Annotated in this window: 21 protein-coding genes; 11 read left to right on the plus strand and 10 right to left on the minus strand. The window is 74.3% G+C overall.

The features are described 5' to 3' along the window. The first annotated feature begins 134 nt into the window (after positions 1–134). Positions 135–1,370, plus strand: coding sequence for a zinc-dependent metalloprotease (locus tag ACVMYR_RS11530; RefSeq protein WP_052503872.1), 1,236 nt, complete (start codon positions 135–137; stop codon positions 1,368–1,370). Positions 1,371–1,520: 150 nt separating this feature from the next. Here the strand turns inward: ACVMYR_RS11530 and ACVMYR_RS11535 are convergent, their stop codons facing one another. Together ACVMYR_RS11535 and ACVMYR_RS11540 are read right to left on the minus strand one after the other, a co-directional pair. Further along, complete coding sequence (locus ACVMYR_RS11535; RefSeq protein ID WP_091276992.1) at positions 1,521–2,129, minus strand: hypothetical protein; 609 nt, start codon at positions 2,127–2,129, stop codon at positions 1,521–1,523. A gap of 257 nt (positions 2,130–2,386) precedes the next feature. Then, on the minus strand, positions 2,387–2,917 hold the full coding sequence (locus ACVMYR_RS11540; RefSeq protein WP_043965850.1) for a M48 metallopeptidase family protein: 531 nt from the start codon (positions 2,915–2,917) through the stop codon (positions 2,387–2,389). A gap of 514 nt (positions 2,918–3,431) precedes the next feature. On the opposite strand from ACVMYR_RS11540, the gene ACVMYR_RS11545 reads away from it, so the two are divergent. The 3 genes from ACVMYR_RS11545 to ACVMYR_RS11555 all read left to right on the plus strand — a co-directional run bounded on the left by ACVMYR_RS11545 (position 3,432) and on the right by ACVMYR_RS11555 (position 6,461). Then, positions 3,432–3,599, plus strand: a complete 168-nt coding sequence (locus ACVMYR_RS11545; protein ID WP_007464795.1) for a DUF5679 domain-containing protein — start codon at positions 3,432–3,434, stop codon at positions 3,597–3,599. A gap of 205 nt (positions 3,600–3,804) precedes the next feature. Beyond that, complete coding sequence (locus ACVMYR_RS11550) at positions 3,805–4,857, plus strand: hypothetical protein (RefSeq protein ID WP_457121800.1); 1,053 nt, start codon at positions 3,805–3,807, stop codon at positions 4,855–4,857. Between the two features lie 272 nt (positions 4,858–5,129). Next, positions 5,130–6,461 (plus strand): ABC1 kinase family protein, encoded by a 1,332-nt coding sequence (locus ACVMYR_RS11555; protein ID WP_457121801.1) that lies wholly within the window; start codon positions 5,130–5,132, stop codon positions 6,459–6,461. A gap of 350 nt (positions 6,462–6,811) precedes the next feature. Here the strand turns inward: ACVMYR_RS11555 and ACVMYR_RS11560 are convergent, their stop codons facing one another. The 3 genes from ACVMYR_RS11560 to ACVMYR_RS11570 form a co-directional block, all read right to left on the minus strand. Continuing rightward, positions 6,812–7,177, minus strand: a complete 366-nt coding sequence (locus tag ACVMYR_RS11560) for a WhiB family transcriptional regulator (RefSeq protein ID WP_043965842.1) — start codon at positions 7,175–7,177, stop codon at positions 6,812–6,814. A gap of 132 nt (positions 7,178–7,309) precedes the next feature. Next, on the minus strand, positions 7,310–7,564 hold the full coding sequence (locus ACVMYR_RS11565) for a hypothetical protein (RefSeq protein WP_043965840.1): 255 nt from the start codon (positions 7,562–7,564) through the stop codon (positions 7,310–7,312). A gap of 126 nt (positions 7,565–7,690) precedes the next feature. Beyond that, positions 7,691–9,853, minus strand: coding sequence for an ATP-dependent DNA helicase UvrD2 (locus tag ACVMYR_RS11570; RefSeq protein WP_457121802.1), 2,163 nt, complete (start codon positions 9,851–9,853; stop codon positions 7,691–7,693). An 88-nt stretch (positions 9,854–9,941) separates the two neighbouring features. Here ACVMYR_RS11570 and ACVMYR_RS11575 point away from each other — a divergent pair, with 88 nt between their 5' ends. Next, the gene (locus tag ACVMYR_RS11575; RefSeq protein ID WP_043965836.1) at positions 9,942–10,184 is read left to right on the plus strand and encodes a mycoredoxin; all 243 of its coding nucleotides are present in this window, start codon (positions 9,942–9,944) and stop codon (positions 10,182–10,184) included. Between the two features lie 60 nt (positions 10,185–10,244). Here ACVMYR_RS11575 and ACVMYR_RS11580 read toward each other — a convergent pair whose 3' ends face one another. Continuing rightward, positions 10,245–11,525, minus strand: a complete 1,281-nt coding sequence (locus tag ACVMYR_RS11580; protein ID WP_457121803.1) for an MFS transporter — start codon at positions 11,523–11,525, stop codon at positions 10,245–10,247. Positions 11,526–11,693: 168 nt separating this feature from the next. Here ACVMYR_RS11580 and ACVMYR_RS11585 point away from each other — a divergent pair, with 168 nt between their 5' ends. From ACVMYR_RS11585 to ACVMYR_RS11595, 3 genes are all read left to right on the plus strand, one after another. Next, a complete protein-coding gene (locus tag ACVMYR_RS11585) occupies positions 11,694–12,671 on the plus strand; it encodes a helix-turn-helix domain-containing protein (protein ID WP_077938429.1) in 978 nt (325 codons plus the stop codon). 65 nt (positions 12,672–12,736) lie between these two features. Further along, complete coding sequence (locus tag ACVMYR_RS11590; RefSeq protein WP_077938428.1) at positions 12,737–12,976, plus strand: DUF397 domain-containing protein; 240 nt, start codon at positions 12,737–12,739, stop codon at positions 12,974–12,976. A 221-nt stretch (positions 12,977–13,197) separates the two neighbouring features. Further along, on the plus strand, positions 13,198–13,443 hold the full coding sequence (locus ACVMYR_RS11595) for a hypothetical protein (RefSeq protein WP_043965829.1): 246 nt from the start codon (positions 13,198–13,200) through the stop codon (positions 13,441–13,443). Positions 13,444–13,933: 490 nt separating this feature from the next. Here ACVMYR_RS11595 and nudC read toward each other — a convergent pair whose 3' ends face one another. From nudC to ACVMYR_RS11615, 4 genes are read right to left on the minus strand one after another with little or no spacing between them, the layout of a single operon-like run. Next, positions 13,934–14,911 (minus strand): NAD(+) diphosphatase, encoded by a 978-nt coding sequence (gene nudC, locus ACVMYR_RS11600; RefSeq protein ID WP_457121804.1) that lies wholly within the window; start codon positions 14,909–14,911, stop codon positions 13,934–13,936. Next, positions 14,908–16,248, minus strand: coding sequence for a M16 family metallopeptidase (locus ACVMYR_RS11605; protein ID WP_457121805.1), 1,341 nt, complete (start codon positions 16,246–16,248; stop codon positions 14,908–14,910). The genes nudC and ACVMYR_RS11605 overlap by 4 nt, the downstream gene beginning before the upstream one ends. After that, positions 16,245–17,555 carry a M16 family metallopeptidase gene (locus tag ACVMYR_RS11610; protein WP_091277019.1) on the minus strand — a complete coding sequence of 437 codons (1,311 nt, stop codon included), beginning with the start codon at positions 17,553–17,555 and terminating at the stop codon, positions 16,245–16,247. The genes ACVMYR_RS11605 and ACVMYR_RS11610 overlap by 4 nt, the downstream gene beginning before the upstream one ends. 22 nt (positions 17,556–17,577) lie before the next feature. After that, a complete protein-coding gene (locus ACVMYR_RS11615) occupies positions 17,578–18,657 on the minus strand; it encodes an LLM class flavin-dependent oxidoreductase (RefSeq protein WP_077938424.1) in 1,080 nt (359 codons plus the stop codon). 143 nt (positions 18,658–18,800) lie between these two features. Between ACVMYR_RS11615 and ACVMYR_RS11620 the strand changes: the two genes are divergently transcribed. From ACVMYR_RS11620 to ACVMYR_RS11630, 3 genes are read left to right on the plus strand one after another with little or no spacing between them, the layout of a single operon-like run. Then, complete coding sequence (locus ACVMYR_RS11620; protein ID WP_091277022.1) at positions 18,801–19,865, plus strand: ABC transporter substrate-binding protein; 1,065 nt, start codon at positions 18,801–18,803, stop codon at positions 19,863–19,865. Next, a complete protein-coding gene (locus ACVMYR_RS11625; protein ID WP_043965821.1) occupies positions 19,862–20,641 on the plus strand; it encodes an ABC transporter ATP-binding protein in 780 nt (259 codons plus the stop codon). The genes ACVMYR_RS11620 and ACVMYR_RS11625 overlap by 4 nt, the downstream gene beginning before the upstream one ends. Next, positions 20,631–21,512: an ABC transporter permease gene (locus ACVMYR_RS11630; protein ID WP_077938422.1), complete on the plus strand. Its 882-nt coding sequence runs from the start codon at positions 20,631–20,633 to the stop codon at positions 21,510–21,512. The genes ACVMYR_RS11625 and ACVMYR_RS11630 overlap by 11 nt, the downstream gene beginning before the upstream one ends. Position 21,513: the final 1 nt, after the last annotated feature.

Consider the following 21,513-nt stretch of genomic DNA (forward strand, 5'->3'; position numbering starts at 1 on the left):
GACTTCGCCCTCAGCGCAACGCCGGTGGCGGCTGCCTGGGGCGCAGCCCGCGTACCGTAGAGCTCGTGCCTGATATTCCGTTCGGTTTCGCGCTCCCGGGTGGGCAACCACCAGACCCCAACGATCCCGCGGCGATGCAGCAGTTCATGTCGCAGTTGCAGCACCTGCTCTCGGCGCAGGGCGGCGGACCGGTCAACTGGGACCTGGCCCGGCAGGTGGCCGCCAGTCAGCTCGCCGCCACCGGGGACCCGGCGGCCTCACCCTACGAGCGGCACGCCGTCGAGGAGGCGCTGCGCCTGGCCGACCTCTGGCTGGAGCCGGCCACCGCCTGGCCGACGGGCATCCGCACCTCGCTGGCCTGGAACCGCAACGAGTGGATCTACAAGACGCTCGACGTCTGGCGCAAGCTGTGCGACCCGGTGGCCAGCCGGATGGTCGGCGCGATGGGCGACCTGGTGCCGCCGGAGGCCCGCGCCCAGCTCGGCCCGATGCAGTCGATGGTGGCGACGCTGGGCGGCGCGCTCTTCGGCGGGCAGCTCGGCCAGGCCCTCGGCTCGCTCGCCGCCGAGGTGCTCTCCGCCGGCGACATCGGCCTGCCGCTCGGCCCGGCCGGCACGGCCGCGCTGATCCCGGCCAACATCCGGGTGTACGGCCAGGGCCTGGAGCTGCCCGAGGACGAGGTCCGGCTGTACGTGGCCCTGCGCGAGGCGGCCCACCAGCGGCTCTTCGAGCACGTGCCGTGGCTGCGCGGGCACGTGCTCACCGCCGTCGAGACGTACGCCTCGGGGATCCGGGTCAACCGGGAGGCGATCGAGGAGGCGATGGGCCGGGTCGACCCGACCGACCCGGAGTCGATGCAGGCGATCGCCCTGGAGGGCATCTTCACCCCGGAGGACACGCCGGCGCAGAAGGCGTCGCTGGCCCGGCTGGAGACCGCGCTCGCCCTGGTGGAGGGCTGGGTCTGCCACGTGGTGGACGACGCCGCCGGTGAGCGCCTGCCCAACGTCGTACGCCTCGGCGAGGCGTTCCGCCGTCGACGGGCGGCCGGCGGGCCGGCCGAGCAGACGTTCGCGGCGCTGGTCGGGTTGGAGCTGCGCCCGCGCCGGCTGCGCGAGGCGGCGACCCTGTGGGCGGCGCTGACCGAGCACCGGGGCATCGCCGGCCGGGACGCCGTCTGGGGCCACCCCGACCTGCTCCCCTCCGACGACGACTTCACCGACCCGGTGGCGTTCGCCACGGCCCGGCTCGACCTCGACGACGAGCTGGCCACCTTCGACTTCACCGCCCCGGGCGGCCCCCAGGAGCAACCCCCGCCCACCCCCGGCACCCCGGAACCCCCGGATTCCCCCGACTCCCCACCCCGCCCCTAACCCACCCCACCCTTCCCTTCGCCCCTCCCCGCCCCGCCTCGGCCCGGTGATCAAGAGAGAAGTGTCAAAGTCGATCTTCGCGATGACGCAGACCTCTTGATCACCGCGGGCTGGGCGGGCGAGGTGGGCTGGGGCGGGGTGGGTGGGGCGTCAGGGGTGGGGGGATGAGAGGAGGGCGCGGGTGGTTTCCCAGCCCTCCACGGCGGGATCCAGGGCGGCCAGGTCGGCTGGGCCGCGCATCCGCCGCCAGGCGGCGGTGACGGCCACGTCCCCGGGGCGCGGGGCGGCCCGGCGCACCTCGGCCGGGTGGGCGACGTCCAGGTCGACCTCGGGCAGCCACGCGGGCACGGGCAGCCGGGACGCGACGCCGAGCAGGCCGGTGCCGGAGCCCTCGACCGGGGCGAGGGCCACCGGCCGCGTGGTCAGCGGGCGGAGCAGCTTGCCGACGGTCAGGCCGGGCAGGTCCGGGGCGTCGGCGGCGACGACGGCAGCCTCGTCGTACCCGGCCCCGGCCAGCGCGGCGAGGACGGCGGTGCCGGTGGCGGCGGGCACCTCGTACACGGCCATGCCCGGCCAGGTGACGGACTCGGCCAGGGCACGGTCGGCCGGGACGGCCGCGATCGCGGTCTCGACCTCCTGGAGGGTGGCGAGCAGGTCCACCACGTCCTCGGCGAGCGCGGCCCGCCAGGCCGCCGGGTCGATCCCCGGGGGCGTCCACGCCACCGGTCCGAGCAACGCCACCACCACACGTCGGGCCACGCCCCGACCCTAGACGAGCCCCACCGGAGACCCACCCACCCCGCGCCACCCCACCCTGCGCCACCCACCCACCCACCCGCCGCCCCGCAGCCCGCCCCGCCAGCCCCACTCCCGCGCCGATCTTGCACTTTCGGCCCCCCGAAAGCCCGTTTCACACCATTCGCCGGGGCCCCAACTGCAAGATCGGCGCGGGCTGGGGGCGCGGGTGGCGGGGCAGGCGCGGGCGGGGGTGCAGGTGGGGTGGGTGGGTGGGTGGGTCAGTCGGTCAGGGGGGTGCCGGAGGCGGCGGCCACGCCCTCCAGGTAACCGCGGGCGCGCTCGGCCTTGGGGTAGCGCCCGACCAGCGCCCAGAACCGGGCGTTGTGGCTGGGCACGATGAGGTGGGCCAGCTCGTGCAGCAGGACGTAGTCGATCACCCAGTCGGGCATGTCCTGGATGCGGTGCGAGATGCGGATGGTGCGGTCGGCGGGGGTGCAGGAGCCCCACCGGCCGTTCTGGTTGGTCACCCAGCGGACGCTCACCGGGACGGCCTGGTCGCCGTACTCGGCGAGGTAGAGGCCGCGCAGCCGGGTGGCGCGGCCGAACAGCTCGTCGTCGGTGCGGACCAGGCGCCCCTCGCGGGCCGCCAGCCGGGCCAGCATCCGGTCGACCCACTCGGTCTCCTCGGCCCGGGAGAACTGGTCGGGGATCAGCACCACGACCCGTTCGCCGTCGCGGTAGGCGGACACCGTGCGTCGCCGGCGCTGGCTGCGCCGTACTTCGACGACCGGCTTCCGCGCCCCTGCCATCAGCGGGCCGCGCAGCCTTGGATTGCTGTCACGAAGGAAAGCTAATGGGTACTGACCAGGGGTCCGCAAGAGTCAACACCACGACACGCGCCCGGAAAGTCATGGTTGGTGACCAGGAGTCCCGAAAAAAATCCTTGCGGACCGTCACGGAGGGGCTCCGTCACGGTTCGTGGTGGCCGCGTCGGGAAGCCGCGCGCCTCCGCCCCACGGTATGTGATCACGCCGCCGGCCGCCCGCCGGGGGCCGCCTCTCGGGCGATCTGAGGGGGTTCACCCGGCGTGTCCCCGCGAAACTGACTTATCCGACGTAATTCGGCATGCACACTCTCGACGTCGACTTGCTCACAGTGTCGAAGCACAGCTGACATGGAACCGCCCGCACCTGGGTAGGGTCCGCGGACCAGCGGTCACGAGCGTGGCCGCGGAGAAGTCCCGGCGTCGGCGCCCCCTGTGGCCCGCCGCCGGGCAACCCGCCGGAACCGGATTGACCGGCGGACGAGACGAGGAGGACGACCGTGGCCGACCAGGCCCAGACCTACAACGGTTACTGCGTCAAGTGCAAGGAGAAGCGGGACTTCGAGGGGCACGTCGAGGTCTCGAAGACCGGGATGAACATGGCCAAGGGCAAGTGTCCGGTGTGCGGCACAACAGTGAACCGCATCCTGGGCAAGGCGAAGGTCTGACCCGTTCGGGTCCGGCACGGGGGAGGGTGGCCACCGGTCGCCCTCCCCCGTCGCGTTGCCGGTGCGCGCCCGTGTCGGTCACCCGACACAGTTACCGGCGAGTTGTGGATAACCCGCCATTCGCTGTGGATAACCCTGCGTAGGCGGGTGCGCACCTGTGGACAACGATCGACGGAAAGCAGGGACTCGGTCACGATTCGTCGTCATGGACCGCGAACCGCTGCCCCGCCCCACCCTGCTGCCCGGCCTGACCCGCCTCTGGCGGGACCGGCACACCCTCCAGCTCGGGCTGGAGCCGGGCCGGGCCGTCCTCGTCGAGGTGGCCAACCCCCGCGCCGTCCGGGTGCTCGACCTGCTCGACGGCACCCGCAGCGAGCGCCTCGTCCTCGCCCACGCCGCCGGGGCCGACGTGCCACGGGACGAGGCACGCGGGCTCGTCGACGCGCTGTGCGCCGCCGGGCTGGTCGTACCCGCGCACACGCTGCTGCCCCGCGACCTCGCGGGGCCGGCGCGGAGGCGGCTCAGCGCGGAGGCCGGGGCGCTGGCGTTCGCCGCGCCCGCGCTGCCCGGCACACCGGCCCAGGTGCTGCGGCGGCGCCGCGCCGCGCGGGTGCTGGTCACCGGCGCCGGGCGGCTCGGCGCACCGGTCGCCGTCGCGCTCGCCCAGGCCGGGGTCGGGCACGTACGCCCGGACCTGGCCGGGCCGGTGTGCCCGGCCGACCTGGTGGGCACGGGTCTCGCCGCCACCGACCTGGGCCGGCCGCTCGCCGCCGCCGTACGCGACGCGGTGGACCGGGTCGCCCCCGGCACCGCCACCCGCCCGCTGCGCGGCGGTCGACCCGATCTCGTGCTCCAGCTCGGCCTCGACCGGCCGGCGGCCCTCGTCGCGGCCGCTTTCGCCCAGCGTCGTCAGCCGCACCTGCTGCTCGGCCTCCGCGAGGGGGTGCCCACGGTCGGGCCGCTGGTCCGTCCGCCGATCGGGCCCTGCCTGCGCTGCGTCGACCTGCACCGCACGGACCGGGACCCGGGCTGGCCGACGCTCGCCGCGCAGCTCGCCACCGACGCCCCGGATCAGGCCGGCGGGACGGCAACCCTGCTCGCCGCAGCCGGGTACGCCGCCGCCGAGGCGCTGGCCCACCTCGACGGCGGCACCCCGGATACCCTCGGCTGCGCCGTGCAGGTCGCCGGACCGGGCCGGCTACGCCGGCGGACCTGGCCGCCCCACCCGTCCTGCCGTTGCGCCGGGCCGAGCCGCTGACTCCCGCCCCCCGTTCCGGCCGCCCACGCGCCGGGCCACCGCGCCGGGCCATCGCGCCGGGTCGAGCCGCTGACCCACGCGCCGCCCCCACGCGACGGGCCGCCGTGCCGGGCCGCCCTGCCGGGCCGCGCCGCTGATCCACCCGGCGGGCCCTGCCCGGTGGCGGCACGCACGACCACGATCCGGGGGCGGACCGCCACGATCCGGGGGCGGACGGCCCCGGCCCGGCAGCGGAGCAGCCGCAGGGCCGCCGAGTCGGTAACAATGGCCGGGTGACCGACATCCCGCGCCGGGCCGTGTCCCGGACCGCCAAGCTCGCCGCTCTGCCGCTCGGCTTCGCCGGCCGGACCGTCCTCGGCATGGGCAAGCGCGTCACCGGGCTGGCGTCCGACGTGATCTCCGCCGAGATCCAGCAACGCACCGCCGAGCAGCTGTTCAGCGTGCTGGGCCAGCTCAAGGGCGGGGCGATGAAGTTCGGCCAGGCGCTGTCGGTCTTCGAGGCGGCCCTGCCCGAGGAGATCGCCGCCCCGTACCGGCAGGCCCTCACCAAGCTCCAGGAGGCCGCCCCGCCGCTGCCCGCGGCCACCGTGCACCGGGTGCTCGCCGAGCAGCTCGGCCCGGCCTGGCGGGAACGCTTCGTCTCCTTCGACGACACCCCGGCCGCCGCGGCCAGCATCGGCCAGGTGCACCGGGCCGTGTGGCGGGACCCGGACGACGGCACGCCCCGGGACGTCGCGGTCAAGATCCAGTATCCGGGGGCCGGGGACGCGCTGCTGGCCGACCTCAAGCAGCTCTCCCGGCTGGGCGGCATGTTCCGCGCGATCCAGCCGGGTCTGGACGTCAAGCCGCTGCTGGTCGAGCTGCGGGAGCGGATCACCGAGGAACTGGACTACGAGCTGGAGGCCGAGTCCCAGCGTGCCTTCGCCGCCGCGTACGCCGGCGACGACGAGATCTTCATCCCGGCGGTGCTCACCGCCACCCCCCGGGTGCTGGTCACCGAGTGGATCGAGGGCACGCCGCTCGCCGAGATCATCCGCGAGGGCAGCGAGGAGCAGCGCGACGAGGCCGGGCGGCTCATGGCGATCCTGCACCTGTCCGCGCCGGCCCGCGCCGGGCTGCTGCACGCCGACCCGCACCCGGGGAACTTCCGGCTGCTGCCCGACGGCCGGCTCGGCGTCATCGACTTCGGCGCGGTGGCCCGCATGCCGGAGGGCACGCCCGAGCCGATCGGCCGGCTGGCCGGGCTGGCCCTGCGCGGCGAGGCGGACGCGGTGGTCGACGGGCTGCGCGAGGAGGGCTTCGTCAGCCGGACGGAGCAGATCGACGCCCAGGCCGTGCTCGACTTCATCCGGCCCATGCTGGACCCGGTGGCCGAGGAGGAGTTCCGGTTCACCCGGGCCTGGCTGCGGGCCGAGGCGACCCGGCTGGCCAGCCCGCGCTCGCCCGCGTACCAGCTCAGCCGGCAGCTGAACCTGCCGCCGTCGTACCTGCTGATTCACCGGGTGACGCTCGGCTCGATCGGGGTGCTGTGCCAGTTGGAGGCGAAGGCGCCCTACCGGTCGATCCTGGAGCGCTGGCTGCCGGGCTTCGCCCCGGTCGGCTGAGCCGGAGCGGTGAGGACCGTCGGCTGAGCCGGCACGACGACGCGGGGCGGGTCGGCCGGCGGCCGACCCGCCCCGCGCGGGTGTGGTGATCGGTTAGTAGACGCCCAGGTCGCGCGCCGACTGGCTGCGGCTGCTCATCGCGACGGTACGGGCGGTTCGGATGGTGCGGGTTGCCTCAGTGCTCGTGGTGGTGCGACCGGCCTGAGGCCGGGGCATTCGGGCCCGGGACAACGCTTCGTGGAGTAGTTGCATCTCGACGGCTCCGTGGGGCATGTGCAGCATGGGTATCGACCTTCTCTGATGTGCTCGGGCCGGTGGACACCGGCGGGGGGTGGTGCGGATCGGGTGTGTCAGGCAGCCAACCGGACGGCGTGACGCGACGCGGACAGCCCACTGGCCGCCAGTCGCGCCTCGGCCTCGACCTTCAGTGCGGCGTCCCGCGCGACGTCCTCCTTGCGCGGGCGGCCCCGGGGCCGCTTGCGCGGGACGACCGCGCCACGCTCGAAGATCTCGCCGCCCCAGACGCCCCAGGGCTCGGCCCGCTCGACCGCGCCGGCGAGGCACTCGACGCGCAGCGGGCAGTCCCCGCAGAGCGACTTGGCCAACTCCAGCTCGGCGGGCTGGTCGGAGAACCACAGGTCGGGGTCGAACTTCCGGCAGGGCAGGTTCGCCTCCAGCTCGACGCTCAGGTCGACGGGGGCCAACGCCAGACTCATCTCCCGGTCACCTCTCTCTCACTTCGATCTCGTGGATCGGATTTCCGACGTACTTCGGCGGGGCAAAAAACTGAGGCCGCGGATCCCGGTAGCGGGTTCCGCGGCCTCGAGGTGAGCCGGTTGGTCTGGTGATCAGACCGGTCTACCTCGAGGTGGAACGCCGCGGACATCAGTGCGCTGCTTGGCGCCGTCGATGCCCATGCCCGTGAAGCCACTGGTCCCCTCGGCTTCGGTGAGCGGCGCGACGGTCAGGTTCAGCTCGGCCTGAACCCGGACCTGGTGCGCCCACGGAGCCGACGGTCGAGCGGCCGGGGCCACCCGGACAGCCGACAGCGGGACGACGGCAGCGGGCAGCGCCAGCGGACGCTCGTTGATGTAGATCTCCATTGGTGCCACCTCCCTGACGTTTCCTCGATGCCGACTGGGTCTCCACCCCCGTGAGCAGCCGGAATGGCGCTGCTCGCGAGGTGTGTCCTGAGGCTATTCCTCGCCCCGGGGCGAGGGCAAACGAATTTACGGGTCGATTTCCAAAGTTTTCTCTGGGCAGACTTCGTCGACCGCCGCGCCGGCCACGAGGGCCAGCACCGGCTCGCCGTACAGGCCGATCTTGCGGGGGCCGATGCCGGCGATCGCGACCAACTCCTCGGCCCGGCCGGGCCGCCGCTCGGCCAGCGCGGTGATGGTGGCGTCGGTGAAGACCACGTACGCGGGGACCTTCTGCGCGGCGGCCACCCGGGCCCGCCAGTCGCGCAGCCGCTCGTACAGCTCCTCGTCGATGTCGGAGGGGCAGGTGGGGCAGCGGCCGAGCTTACGGTCGGGGCCGGCGAGCAGCGTCGCGCCGCAGATCCGGCAGGAGACCACCTGGTTGCGGCGACGCTCGGCCCGCTTGGGCGCCGCCGCGCCGGCCCGCTCCGTCCCACCGCCGGAGCGGTCGAGCTGGGGCAGGAACCGCGACGGCCGCCGGGCCCGGCCGCCCGGCGAGCGGGCCACCGCGTACGACAGCCAGAGCCACTGCCGGGCGCGGGTGATGCCGACGTAGAGCAGCCGGCGCTCCTCCTCGACCTGCTCGGCGGTGCGCGCGTACGTGGTGGGCAGGGTGCCCTCGGAGAGCCCGACCAGGAAGACGGCGTCCCACTCCAGGCCCTTCGCCGAGTGCAGGGACGCCAGGGTCACCCCCTCGACGGTCGGCACGTGCTGCGCGGCGGCGCGGCGGGCCAGCTCGTCGTTGAAGTCGGCCAGCGTCACGAGGCGCTGCACGGCGGCGGCCTCCCCGATCGGCAGCACGGGCGGGCTGGCCGCGTGCTCCTCGGCGAGCTGCACCAGGGCCGCGAGCGCCTCCCAGCGTTCCCGGGCCGCGCCGCCGGCCGGGGCGGCGTCGGGGGTCCAGCCGACCGCCGCGAGCCCTTCCACCACGGCGTCGCGCAGCGGGGTCTCGCCGGGGATCGAGCGGGTGGCGGCCCGCAGCGCCACCATCGCCTGGCGCACCTCGGCCCGCTCGAAGAACCGCTCGGCCCCCTGCACCACGTACGGCACCTCGGCCTCGGTGAGCGCCTTCTCGTACGCCTCGGACTGGGCGTTGGTGCGGAACAGCACGGCTATCTCCCGGGCCGGGGTGCCGGCGTCGACCAGGGCCTTGCAGCGGGTCGCCACGGCGGCGGCCTCGGCCGGCTCGTCGGTGAAGATCCGCAGCTCCGGCTCGGGGCCCGGCGGGCGCTGCCCGACCAGTTCCAGGCGCAGCCGCGCCTCGGTGCCCCGGGCCTGGGAGATCACCGCGTTGGCCAGGCCGACCACCTGCGGGGTGGAGCGGTAGTCGCGGACCAGCCGGACGACGGTCGCCCCCCGGTGGCGGCGGGGGAAGTCGACCAGGTACGCCGAGGTGGCCCCGGTGAACGAGTAGATGGTCTGGCTGGCGTCGCCGACCACGGTCACGTCGTCCCGGCCGCCGAGCCACGCCTCCAGCAGCCGCTGCTGCAGCGGGTTGACGTCCTGGTACTCGTCGACCACGAAGTGCCGGTACTGCCCCCGGACCTGCTCGGCGACGTCCGGGTGCTCCTCGATGCCCCAGACCGCGGCGCGCAGCATGTCCTCGAAGTCGATCACGCCGTTGGCCCGCTTTAGCTTCTCGTACGCGACGAAGACCTCGGCCACCTTCGCCGGCTCGTGCGGGGTGTCGCGCAGCGCCTTGGCGGCGGCGACCACGTACTCCCCCGGCTCCACGAGGGACGACTTGGCCCACTCGATCTCGCCGGCCAGGTCCCGGGCGGCGGCCCGGTCGGCGCGCAGGCCCACCCGGGCGGCGGCGAGCGTGACGATCCGCGCCTTGCTGTCCAGCAGCTCCGGCATCGCCCGCCCGGCGAGCAGGCGGGGCGCGAAGTAGCGCACCTGCCGCAGCGCGGCAGCGTGGAACGTGCGCGCCTGCACCCCGCCGACCCCGAGCGCGGTGAGCCGGGCCCGCAGCTCGGCGGCGGCGCGGGCGGTGAAGGTCACCGCGAGCACGTGCCGGCCGGAGACCTCGCCGGTCAGGGCGCGGTGGGCGATGCGGGAGGTGACCGCCCGGGTCTTGCCGGTGCCGGCGCCGGCCAGGACGCAGACCGGGCCGGCCGGGGCGGTCACCGCGGCGCGCTGCTCCGGGTCCAGCCCGGCGAGCACCCGTTCCGAGCCTGAGTGAACCCCCACAGCGAGGAATCATCTCAGCTGTCCCGGATGTTGCAGCGGTTAGCCTGGCCTGACCGGACGGGCGGAACGGACCTTGGAGGACGCGATCATGTTGACGATGTACTCGACCCCGTGGTGCGGCTACTGCCACCGGCTCAAGTCGCAGCTCGACCGGGAGGGCATCGCCTACCAGGTGGTCGACATCGAGCAGGACCCGAAGGCGGCCGAGTTCGTGATGAGCGTCAACGGCGGCAACCAGACCGTCCCGACGCTGCGCTTCGCCGACGGCAGCGCGCTCACCAACCCGTCGATCACCCAGGTCAAGCAGCACCTCGCCGGTCTGCCCGGCTGAGCCGGACCCGCGCCGCCCGAAGGTGGCCGCCCCGAGCTGCGGGGCGGCCACCTTCGCGCGTCAGCGGGTGGGGTGCGCCACCTGCGGCTCAGGCTCGGGCTCGGCCCCGGCGGCGGCTGCGGCGGGCCGGCGTTGCAGCGGGATCCGGGGCACGCTGGGCGCGGGCGCGGAGAGCCGGCGGCCCCGCCAGAGGAAGACGCCGGCCGCGGTGGTGACCACGCCGACGAGCACGAACAGCACCCGGTAGTCGAGCACGCCGACGAGCAGCGCGCCGGCCCCGATGGAGATCGCCTGCGGCCCGCTGACCAGCGCCTCCGCCGCCGCGACCACCCGGCCGAGCAGACCCGGCGGGGTGCGGCGCTGGATGAGCGTGTTGAGGCCCACCGTGATCAGCGGGAGCGAGAGCCCGGCCAGCAGCAGCGCCGCGAACCCCAGCCAGATGCTCGGGTAGGCCAGGGCGACGGCGGCGGGGCCGAACAGGGTCACCCCGGTGGCCAGCGCGCCGACCTCGCCGGCGCGGCGCACCAGGGCGGCGGAGAAGAGCCCGCCGACCAGGCCGCCGATGCCCTGCACGGTGACCAGCACGCCGACGAACGCGGCGTCGCGGCGCAGGCCCTGGTCGACGTACGCGAAGATCAGCGACTCGGTGAAGCCCATCACCAGGGAACCGAGGCCGTAGCCGAGCAGGGCGCGGCGCAGCGCCGGCTCGCCGGCCAGGTGGCGCAGCCCGGCGCCCAGCTCGGCCGTCCAGCGCGACCCGCCGTCGGCGGGCGTGGCCTCGGGCGCGCGCAGCAGGGCGACCACGGCGGCGGCCGTGACGAACCCGGTCATCGCCAGCCCGGTCAGCAGCCAGCCGCCGACGGCGGCGTAGAGCGCGGCCCCGGCGAGCGGGCCGACCAGCCGCAGCCCCTGCCGCACGGTCTGCAGGACGCCGTTGGCGTCGGCGAGCAGCTCGACCGGAACGAGTTGCCGGATCAGCCCGGCCAGCGCCGCGCTCAGCGTCAGGTACGACAGCCCGTAGAGGCCCGCGACCACGTAGATGACCCAGACGTCGCCGGCCCGGGAGACCGTGAACAGCGGGGTGAGCAGGGCGGCGGTGGCGAGGTTCGCGGCGACGAAGAAGGGCCGCCGGGGGTACCGGTCGACGGCCCAGCCGACCAGCGGCGCGAGCACCATCGGCGCGATGATCGCGAAGATGGTCGCGCCGGCCAGCCCGTCGGAGCCGGTCAGGTCCTTGACCCAGATCGCCAGGGCGAGCAGCAGGATCGACTCGGCGGCCATGCTGGCCAGGAGTGCGCCGAACAGCAGGCGGAAGTCGGGGCGACCCAGGACGGTGCGCATCGGGTTCCTCTTCTCGGGGCGGGGAGGGGTTTCTGTTCTCGGGTTTCTGGAAGACACGCGCCTGTCGGAGGCTCCCGACGCCGGCCGCGCCGTCCATACTGACCGTGGGGGGCGAATTTCATACAGTTACCGTCGCGTCCCGCGGCGGTCGACGGAGATGAGGACACCGTGCCTCCTACCGGACCGAGCCCAGTGCTGCGCCGCCGCAGGTTGGGCCTTGAGCTGCGTAAGCTGCGCGAAGCCGCCGGCCTGACGGGCGACCAGGTCATCGCGCGGGTCGGCTGGGCATCCGCGTCGAAACTGTCCCGGCTGGAGAACGGCCGCAGCCGTCCCGACCCCGCCGACGTCGCCGCGCTGCTCGACCTCTTCGGCGTGACCGAGGCGCAGCGCGGCGAGCTGCTCGGCATCACCGGCGAGGCCGGGGACATGCGGGGCTGGCTGCGCAAGTACTCGGTGATGACCCCGCAGCAGCGGAGCTTCGCCGAGCTGGAGGCGGGCTGCGCGGAGATCCTGGAGTACAACCCGGTCCTGGTTCCGGGGCTGTTGCAGACCATCGGGTACGCCCGGCTGCGGATCGTCTCCGCCCGCCAGATCGAGTCCTGGGCCGGCGAGTCGGAGCACGGCGGGACGCCGGAGGACGAGGTGGCCGCCCGGGTGGCCCGCCAGTCGCTGCTGAGCCATCCCGACGCGCCGCGCTACACGGCGGTGCTGGAGGAGTCGGCGCTGGGCCGGCGGGCCGGTCCGCCGGAGGTGCTGCGGGAACAGCTCGCCCAGCTGTGCGACCTGGCCATGCTGCCGCACGTCACGCTGCACGTGCTGTTGCGGGACACCCCGATCGGCAACTGGTATCTCCCGCCGACCGCGTTCTCGATCTACCGGTTCGCCGACCCGCTCGACCCGGAGACGCTGGCGATAGAAGGTGGCTTCACCAACGCCATGTCGACCGAGGTAAACACCCTAAATGCCTATAAAGTGGCTTTCGAGTGGTTGCGCTCGGCGGCGCTCTCCGCGACGGACACCACCTCCTGGCTCTTCGAGGCGGCGGGGCGGCTGGCCGAGGCGGCAGGCCCGTCCACGGCGGCCCACGGGTCGGCAACGGCGCCGGCCCAACGCCGCCGGCACTCCGACCGCCTGACGGATCGGTGAGGACCGGCTCGCCCGGGCGCGCGAAGCCACTCGTTCCATCGGTACAGTCCAATCAGGAGCAGACCATGAACGAGATCCCCGACATGTCCTCCGTTCTCGCCCGGCGGCTGGCCGACGCGCCCTGGCGGACCAGCACCCGCAGCCAGACCTCCAACTGCGTCGAGGTGGCTCCGCTGCCCGGCGGCCCGGCGGCCGTGGCGCTGCGGGACAGCAAGGACCGCGGCGGGCCGGTGCTGCTCTTCGACCGTGCCGGCTGGGCGGGCTTCATCGCCGGCACGAAGGACGGGCAGTTCGACCTGAGCTGATCGTCCCGGCCCGATCGGGGCCGCCGGCCTTGTGCCGGCGGCCCCGATCTGCCGTTCAGGCCCGCGACCACGCGCGGCGCGACGTCATCCGATCGGGGGATACGGCGCTCCGACCGTCTCGTTCCATTTGCTGGGACGCGGGCCGCGCGTAACATGTGTCGACAGAGTGACGTGGAACTTCCACCGAGTGCCGTGCGTCACCGTCGCATCCGGAGACCATCATGCGGTTCCTGATCGTTCGCACCGACATCCGCGCCGCCGCCGACGTCGACATCGCGGTCGCCTGGGCCGGCGGTGGCCGGGTGCGCGACGAGATCGTCTCCCCCGAACCGCGCCGCCAGGTGGTGCACGCCGAGGACCGGGAGGCCGCCCTGCTGCTGGCCCGGGCCCTGTCCACGGTGGGCGCGGTCCGCCGCGGCAGGCAGCGCGTCAAGGTGCTGCCGCTCGACGACGCCCCTCCCCGCTGAGCCCGGCCCCGCTGGAGCCGGCCCCGCCGAACCCGGCCCGCTGCTGGACCTGCTCCCTGCTGGACCCGACCCGTTGCTGGGCCTGACCCCTGCGCCGCTCACTCTCCGCACTGACGGCCGAGGCACTCCCGGGCTCTGGCCGATCTCACCCTCCGTCATGCCTCTCGGCCCCCGCCACACATCCCGCGTTCCCTTTGCTCTGCACCCGCCCACGCAGCACCCGTGGTGAGCAGCGACTTTGCAAGAGGATGGCCGGCGGCGGCCAGATGGTTCCGCTACTTTCGGCAACCGTTGCGGATCCGGGTGCAGAGCAAAGGGGGCGGAGCGCAGGGTTGCCGCCGGAGCCACGCGGGCGAATTGTGCGAACTCAGGGTGACGGCGAGCCGCCCCTGCGGGCCGAGCGTCAGGCACTCGCCGCACCCGCCGCGCCCGCCGCGGCCGCAGCCGTCGCCGCCAGGTCGCCGCGAGCACGAGCCGAGCCGAGCCGGTGTCAGCAGTGGCCGTCGAGCCAGCGGTGGATCAGGAAGAGCGCGATCGACGAGGGCGGGGGCAGGAGCAGGTGCTCGCCGCCGTCGACGGCCACCGGCCGCCCGGCCAGCGCCGCGCCGATCTCCCGGCGGCTAAACCAGCGGGCGTACGCGATCTCCGTCGGGTCCACGCGCACCGGCTGCGCCGGGTCGGCCAGGGCGACGAAGCCGAGCATCAGCGAGCCGGGAAACGGCCAGGACTGGCTGCCCGCGTACGTGATGGTCCCGACCGCGACGCCGACCTCCTCGTGGACCTCGCGCACGACGGCGTCCTCGGCCGACTCGCCGGGCTCCACGTAGCCGGCGAAGCAGGAGAAGCGGAGGCCGCCCCCGGTGCGCGGCCAGGCCGCGTTGCTGCCGAGCAGGCAGGTGCCCTCGGGCCCGGCCACCCCGTCGTGCACCAGCGCGATCATCGCCGGGTCGGTGCGCGGCCAGACCCGGTCGCCGGTCTCGTCGACGCGGGACCAGCCGGCCTCGTCGACCCGGGTCGGCTGGCCGGTGACTGAGGAGTAGCCGTGCCGGGCGTGCCAGTTGGTCAGCGCCAGCGCGGCGGTGAAGATGCCGGCGTCGCGGTCCAACAGCAGGTGCCCGACCTCCCGCAGGCCCACGGCCCGGGTGCCCGGCAGCTCCGGCAGCGGCGAGTCCACCGCGAACACGGGCGCGCCGTCGGGCTCGACGCCGAGGAACATCGGCACGGAGCGGGGCACCTCGGGCAGCTCGCCCGAGCCGAGGAGCACCAGCTCCGGCGGGGACGCGTCGGCGCGGACCAGGGCCCGGCCGTGGGCGGCGGAGTCGAGCACCAGGACCCGGGCCCGCTCCCACGCCTCGGCCAGCCACTGCGGGTCGGTGCGCCGGTGCGCGGCCCGGTCCAGGGTGGACCGGGCCAGCGGCGGGGCGGTCTCCCCGCCCCCGCCCCGGGCCGGCCCGCCCCCGGCGGTCACGGCCGGACCGGCTCGGTGCGGACGGGGGCGAGGGCCGACAACGCGGGGGCGACCCGCTCGGCGTCGCCGAGCACCACGGTGACCGCCCGGGCCGGGGCCAGGTAGCGCTGGGCCACCTCGGCCACGTCGTCGACCGTGGCCTTCGCCAGCCGGGCGGCGTGCTCGGCGAGGAACTCCAGGCGCAGCCCGCTGCCCGCGTACGCGCTGGTCAGCGACGCCAGCCCGGCCTGGGTGGACATGCCGAGCTGGAGGGTGCCGAGGGCGTACTGGCGGGCCTGCTCCAGCTCGTCCGGCTTCGGCGGGAGCGTGGCGAGGCGGCCCAGCTCGTACGTCGTCTCCAGCAGCGCCGGCCCGGTCACCTCGGTGGCCACCTCGGCACCGGCGACCAGCACCGACCCGGCCACCGAGTGCTCGACCAGCGAGTGCGGCCCGTACGTGTAGCCCTTGTCCTCCCGGATGTTCTCCACCCAGCGGGAGGAGAAGTAGCCGCCGAAGAGCAGGTTGGCCAGTTGCAGCGCGGCGTGGTCGGGGTGGGTGCGGGGCACCGCCGGCAGGGCGATGCGCAGCGACGACTGCACCGACCCGGGCCGGTCGACCAGCAGCAGCGGGCCCGGCTCCAGCGGCGGGGCGGGCGGCAGCTCGGCGGTGTGGCCAGCGCCGTTCCAGGCGGCGAGGGCCTTCTCGGCGGCGCCCAGGGCCCGCTCGGGCTGCACGTCGCCGACCAGCACCAGCACCGCGTCGGCCGGGTGCACCCGCTCGGCGTGCAGCCGGCGCAGCGCCGCCGGCCGGACCGCGCGCACCTGCTCCGGCTCGGGGGTCTGCACCGCGTACGGGTGCTTGCCGTAGACCCGGCGCAGCAGGGCGGTGCGGGCCAGGTGGGCCGGCTGGCTCTGCGCCACCTGGATGCGGTCGACCAGCCGGTCCCGCTCGGTGCCGACCTCCTGACCCGGGTACGTCGCGCCGGTCAGCACGTCGGCCAGGATCTCCAGCATCCGGTCCAGCCCGGTGACCAGGCCCGCGCCGGAGAGCATCAGCCGGTCCGGGTCGATGCCGGCCGACAGCCCGCCGCCGACCGCCTGCAGCTCGGCGGCGATCTGCACGCTGGTCATCGACTGCGTGCCGGAGAGCATGGTCTGCGCGAGCATCGCCCCCCGGGCCAGGTGGGTCCGGCCCGTCGGCATCCACAGCCGCAGCTCGACCAGGGGGACGGCCGGGCGGCGTACCGCGATGACGGTCAGCCCGTTGCCGAGCCTCCGCTCGGCCTGCTTGGGCAGCTTGAGCCTGCGGTTCGGGCCGAGCGGCGGCAACGCCCGCGGCGACACGTCTGCCACACTCATCGGGCACCCCCAGGAACAACCTCGATGGACGCGCGGCGCTCCGGCCGCAGGGTGGCGGCGGCGGCCCGGACCTGCTCGTCGGTGACCTCGCCGACCAGCCGGGGCAGGTCGTTGAGCAGCCCCGGCTCGCCGCGCTGCTGCTCCAGCACCGCCATCCGCAGCGCGCGGCCGAGCACCGCGTCGGTGTCGCGCAGCAGGTGGGTGGCCATCCGGGCCTGGGTGCGGGCCAGCTCGCCGTCGGTCGGGCCGTCGGTGGCCAGCCGGTCGAGCTCCTCGTCGACGGTGCGCAGCACCTTGTCGACGTCCCCGCCGGGCGGCAGGTGCGCCTGGAGCAGCAGGGCGGTGGGGTCGCGCACGTCGAACGGGTCGCCCATGAAGCCCACGTACCCGCCGAGGCTGGTGACCGCGCGGTCCCGCTGGACGAGCCGCTCGACCAGCCGGGACGCGTCGCCGTCGGTGAGCACCTCGGCGAGCACCACGTAGGGCAGGTAGCCGGCGAAGTCGGTGATCGGATCGGGCACCCGCCAGGCCGAGGCCACCGCCGGCAGCGGGGCCAGGGCGTCGGTGTACGACGAGCGCCGCTCGGCGGTCAGGTCGGGCTCGGCGAAGTCGGGGCGGTCGGGGGCGGGCCGGGCCGGCACATCGCCGAAGTGCCGCTGCACCAGCGCGGTGGCCTCGGCCACGTCGACGTCCCCGCTGATCGCGAGGACGGCGTTGCCGCTGGCGTAGTAGCGGCGGAAGAAGTCGGCCGCGTCGTCGACGGTGGCGGACTCCAGGTCGTCGAAGGAGCCGTAGCCGTCGTGCGCGTTGGGGAACGTGTCGAACATGACCGGCGGCAGGGTCAGCCAGGGGAACCCGCCGTACGGCCGGTTGAGCACGTTGACCCGGATCTCCTCCTTGACCACGTCGACCTGGTTGCGCAGGTTCTCCTCGGTCAGCCGGGGGCCGCGCATCCGGTCGGCCTCCAGGAACAGCGCCCGCTCCAGGGCGTTGCTCGGCAGCGTCTCGTAGTAGTCCGTGTAGTCGTGGTGGGTCGACCCGTTGAAGGTGCCGCCCGCGCCCTGCACGTGCCGGAAGTGGGCCAGCTTCTCCAGGTTCTCCGAGCCCTGGAACATCAGGTGCTCGAAGAGGTGGGCGAAGCCCGTGCGCCCCTCGGGCTCGGAGCGGATGCCGACGTCGTAGACGACCGCCACCCCGATCACCGGTGCGCTGCGGTCGGGGGTGAGCACCACCCGCAGGCCGTTGTCGAGGGTGAACCGCTCGACCGGGTACTTCGTCGCTGGAATTCTGGATCTCCGCGCCGCCACGGGTCGACCCTAGCGCGTCGGGTCAGCCCACGGGTGCGACGGCGGCCACCCGGGGCAGGACCTCCGCGCCGACCCGCTCGGCCTCCTCCCGGTGCGGCCAGCCGGACAGCACGAACTCGTCGACGCCGTGCGAGGCGTACTCGTCGATTCTGGCCGCGACCTCGGCGTAGCTGCCGACGAGCGCGGTGCCCGCGCCCTCGCGGACCAGGCCGATCCCGGCCCACAGGTTCGGCGCGACGGTGAGCGCGTCGGCGGACCCGCCGTGCAGGGCGGCCATCCGGGCCTGGCCGACGGAGTCCATCCGGTGGAACCGGGCCTGCGCGGCGGCGATCCGCTCGGGGCTCATCCCGGCCAGCAGCCGGTCCGCCTCGGCCCACGCCTCGCCCGCGGTCGGCCGGGCGATGACGTGCAGCCGCAGGCCGGTGCGCAGGGTGCGGCCCCGCTCGGCGGCCAGGGCCCGCACCCGGGCCACCCGGGCGGCGATCGCGGCCGGCGGCTCACCCCACATGAGGTACGCGTCGGCGTGCCGCGCCGCCACCGCCTCGGCGGCCGGGGACGCCCCGCCGAGGTAGACGGGCGGCGGCTCGGTCAGCGGGGCGGTCAGGCCGCCGCCGGCGATCCGGTAGTGCGCGCCGGTGAAGTCGAACGGGGTACCGCGCCAGGTCCGGCGGAGCACGTCGATGAACTCGCCGGTGCGCGCGTACCGGTCGTCGTGGTCGAGGAAGTCCCCGTACGCCCGCTGTTCGGCGGGGTCGCCGCCGGTGACGACGTTGAGCGCGAGCCGCCCGCCGGAGACGGCCTGGAATGCCTCGGCCTGGGCGGCGACGAGCGTGGGCAGGGCGAACCCGGTCCGCACGGCGACCAGCATGCCGATCCGGTCGGTGTGCTGGGCGACGGCGGCGCAGACGATCCACGGGTCGGGGCAGCCGGAGCCGACCGGGGTGAGCAGCGCGGCGAAGCCGGCCGCCTCGGCGGCCCGGGCGACCTCGGCCAGGTAGCCGACGGTGGCGGCCCGCTCGTGCCGGGCCGCGCCGGCGGTGACGGTGGCGGCGCCGACCTGGTGCCCGTCGCCGGACGTGGGGAGAAACCAGTGGTAGGTCACGTCGACCAAACCTAGCAAGAAGGTAGGAAAACCGGGAATAATCCCGAGCGCGAATCCCGCGATGTGGACGGCTCTTGACGCCATCGGAACGCTGCCCCAGTCTTCCTACCAACTAAGTAGGAATACTGCGGATTGGACAGACGATGAGACGGCTACCCCTCCGTCGGACGGTGACCCTGGCCGCCCTCGCCGTGCTGGGCGCGGCGACCCTGGGAGCCACCGCCGCCTGCGGCGAGGACGACGGCGCGGCCGCGGGCGGCTCCGGCCCGGTCACGCTCCGGCTGGGCTACTTCCCCAACATCACCCACGCACCGGCCGTCGTCGGGGTGGAGAAGGGCATCTTCGCCGAGAAGCTCGGCGGCGACGTCAAGCTGGAGACGAAGACCTTCAACGCCGGCCCGGCCGCCATCGAGGCGATCTTCTCCGGCGCGCTCGACGCGACGTACATCGGCCCCAACCCGACGGTCAACGCGTTCTCCAAGTCCAAGGGCGAGGCGGTCCGGGTGATCTCCGGCGCGGCGTCCGGCGGCGTGGCCCTGGTGGTCAAGCCGGAGATCACCTCCGTCGAGCAGCTCAAGGGCAAGAAGATCGCCACCCCGCAGCTCGGCAACACCCAGGACGTGGCGCTGCGCTACTGGCTCAAAGAAAAGGGGCTCACCGCCACCAAGGAGGGCGGCGGCGACGTCAAGGTCGTCCCCCAGGAGAACGCCCAGACCGTGGAGACGTTCAACAGCGGGACGATCGACGGGGCGTGGGTGCCCGAGCCGTTCGTCTCCCGGCTGGTCAACGCCGGCGGCAAGGTGCTCGTCGACGAGCGCGACCTGTGGCCGGACAAGAAGTTCGTCATCACCAACCTGATCGTCTCCACCAAGTTCCTCAAGGCCCACCCCGACGTGGTGAAGAAGCTGGTCGAGGGCCAGGTTGCGGCCAACGAGTTCGTCAACACCAAGCCCGACGAGTCGCAGCAGGCCATCTCCGACCACATCGGCAAGATCACCGGCAAGCCGCTGGACGTCAAGCTCATCAAGCAGGCGTGGCCGACGCTGGAGTTCACCAACGACCCCATCGCCTCCTCGCTGAAGGCCGGCCTGGACCACGCGGTCGCCGTCGAGCTGACCCAGCCGGTCAGCCTCGACGGGCTCTACGACCTGAAGTACCTCAACGAGGTGCTCAAGACCCAGGGCAAGCCCGAGGTCACCCAACCATGACGTCGACCACGACGACGCCCCGCAGCGCGACCGGCTCGGTCGCGCTGCACGGCGTGACCAAGGTGTACGGGCAGGGCGAGCACGCCGTCCTCGCCCTGGACGGGGTCTCCCTCGACGTCGCGCCCGGCGAGTTCGTCTGCCTCGTGGGCGCCTCCGGCTGCGGCAAGAGCACCCTGCTCAACCTGGTCGCCGGCCTCGACAAGGTCAGCGGCGGGCGGATCGAGCTGGGCGACGGGGTCAACCCCGGCCTGATGTTCCAGGAGTCCGCCCTCTTCCCGTGGCTCACCGTCGAGGGCAACGTCGACGTGCCGCTCAAGCTGCGCCGGCTGCCCCGGGCGCAGCGCCGGGAACGGGTCGCCGAGCTGCTGCGCACGGTGCACCTGGCCGAGTTCGGCCGCAAGCGCCCGCACCAGCTCTCCGGCGGCATGCGGCAGCGGGTCGCGCTCGCCCGCACCCTCGCCCTGGACACCCCGGTCCTGCTGATGGACGAGCCGTTCGGCGCGCTCGACGCGATGACCCGGGACATCCTGCACGACGAGCTGGAGCGGATCTGGGCCGAGCGCAAGCTCACCGTGCTCTTCGTGACCCACAACGTCCGGGAGGCGGCGCGGCTCGCCGACCGGATCATCCTGCTGTCCAGCCGGCCCGGCCGGATCATCTACTCCACCCGGGTCGACGTGCCCCGGCCCCGACGCATCGACTCCCCGGAGATCGCGTCGATCGCCGCCGACGTCACCGACCGGCTCCGTACGGAGGTGGGCCGCCATGGCCAGTGACACGATCGCCGAGGCGCGCGCCGACGCGGAGATCTCCGGGCTCGACGCGCTGGAGATCGCCGGCCGGCAGAAGACGACCACCCGGGCCGCGACCCTCTGGGCGTCCACCTGGCCGAAGCTGGCCGCGCTCGCCATCGCCATCGCCGTCTGGCAGGTCGTGGTGTGGGCGGAGATCTGGCCGCCGTACTCGCTGCCCGGGCCCGGCCCGGTCTGGCAGGAGCTGGTCCGTCAGGCCAGCGGGCCGCAGCTCTGGGACGGCCTGGTCACCACCCTGCGCCGGGCCGCCCTCGGGTACGTCTTCTCCGTCGGCGTCGGCCTGCTGCTCGGCCTCGCCGTGGCCCGGTTCCGGGTGCTGCGGGCGGCCATCGGCTCGATGATCACCGCGTTGCAGACCATGCCGTCGATCGCCTGGTTCCCGCTGGCGATCCTGCTGTTCGAGCTGAGCGAGAAGGCCATCTTCTTCGTCGTGGTGCTCGGCGCGGCCCCGTCCATCGCCAACGGGGTGATCAGCGGGGTGGACTACGTGCCGCCGCTGCTGCAACGGGCCGGGCGCAACCTCGGCGCCCGGGGGCTCAACCTCTACCGGTACGTCATCGCCCCGGCCGCCCTGCCCGCCATCGTCGCCGGGCTGAAGCAGGGCTGGGCGTTCTCCTGGCGCAGCCTGATGGCCGGCGAGCTGATCGTGGTGGGCATCTCGCAGACCTCGCTCGGCGCGCAGCTGACGTACGCCCGGGAGCTGGCCGACGCGCCCTGGCTGCTCTCCACGATGATCGTCATCCTGGTCGTCGGCCTCGGGGTCGACGCCGCGTTCGGGGCGGCGGACCAGGCGATCCGCCGCCGCTGGGGCGTGCTGGACCAGGCCGGGCAGTGAC

The sequence above is a fragment of the Micromonospora sp. PTRAS2 genome, from assembly GCF_054052245.1.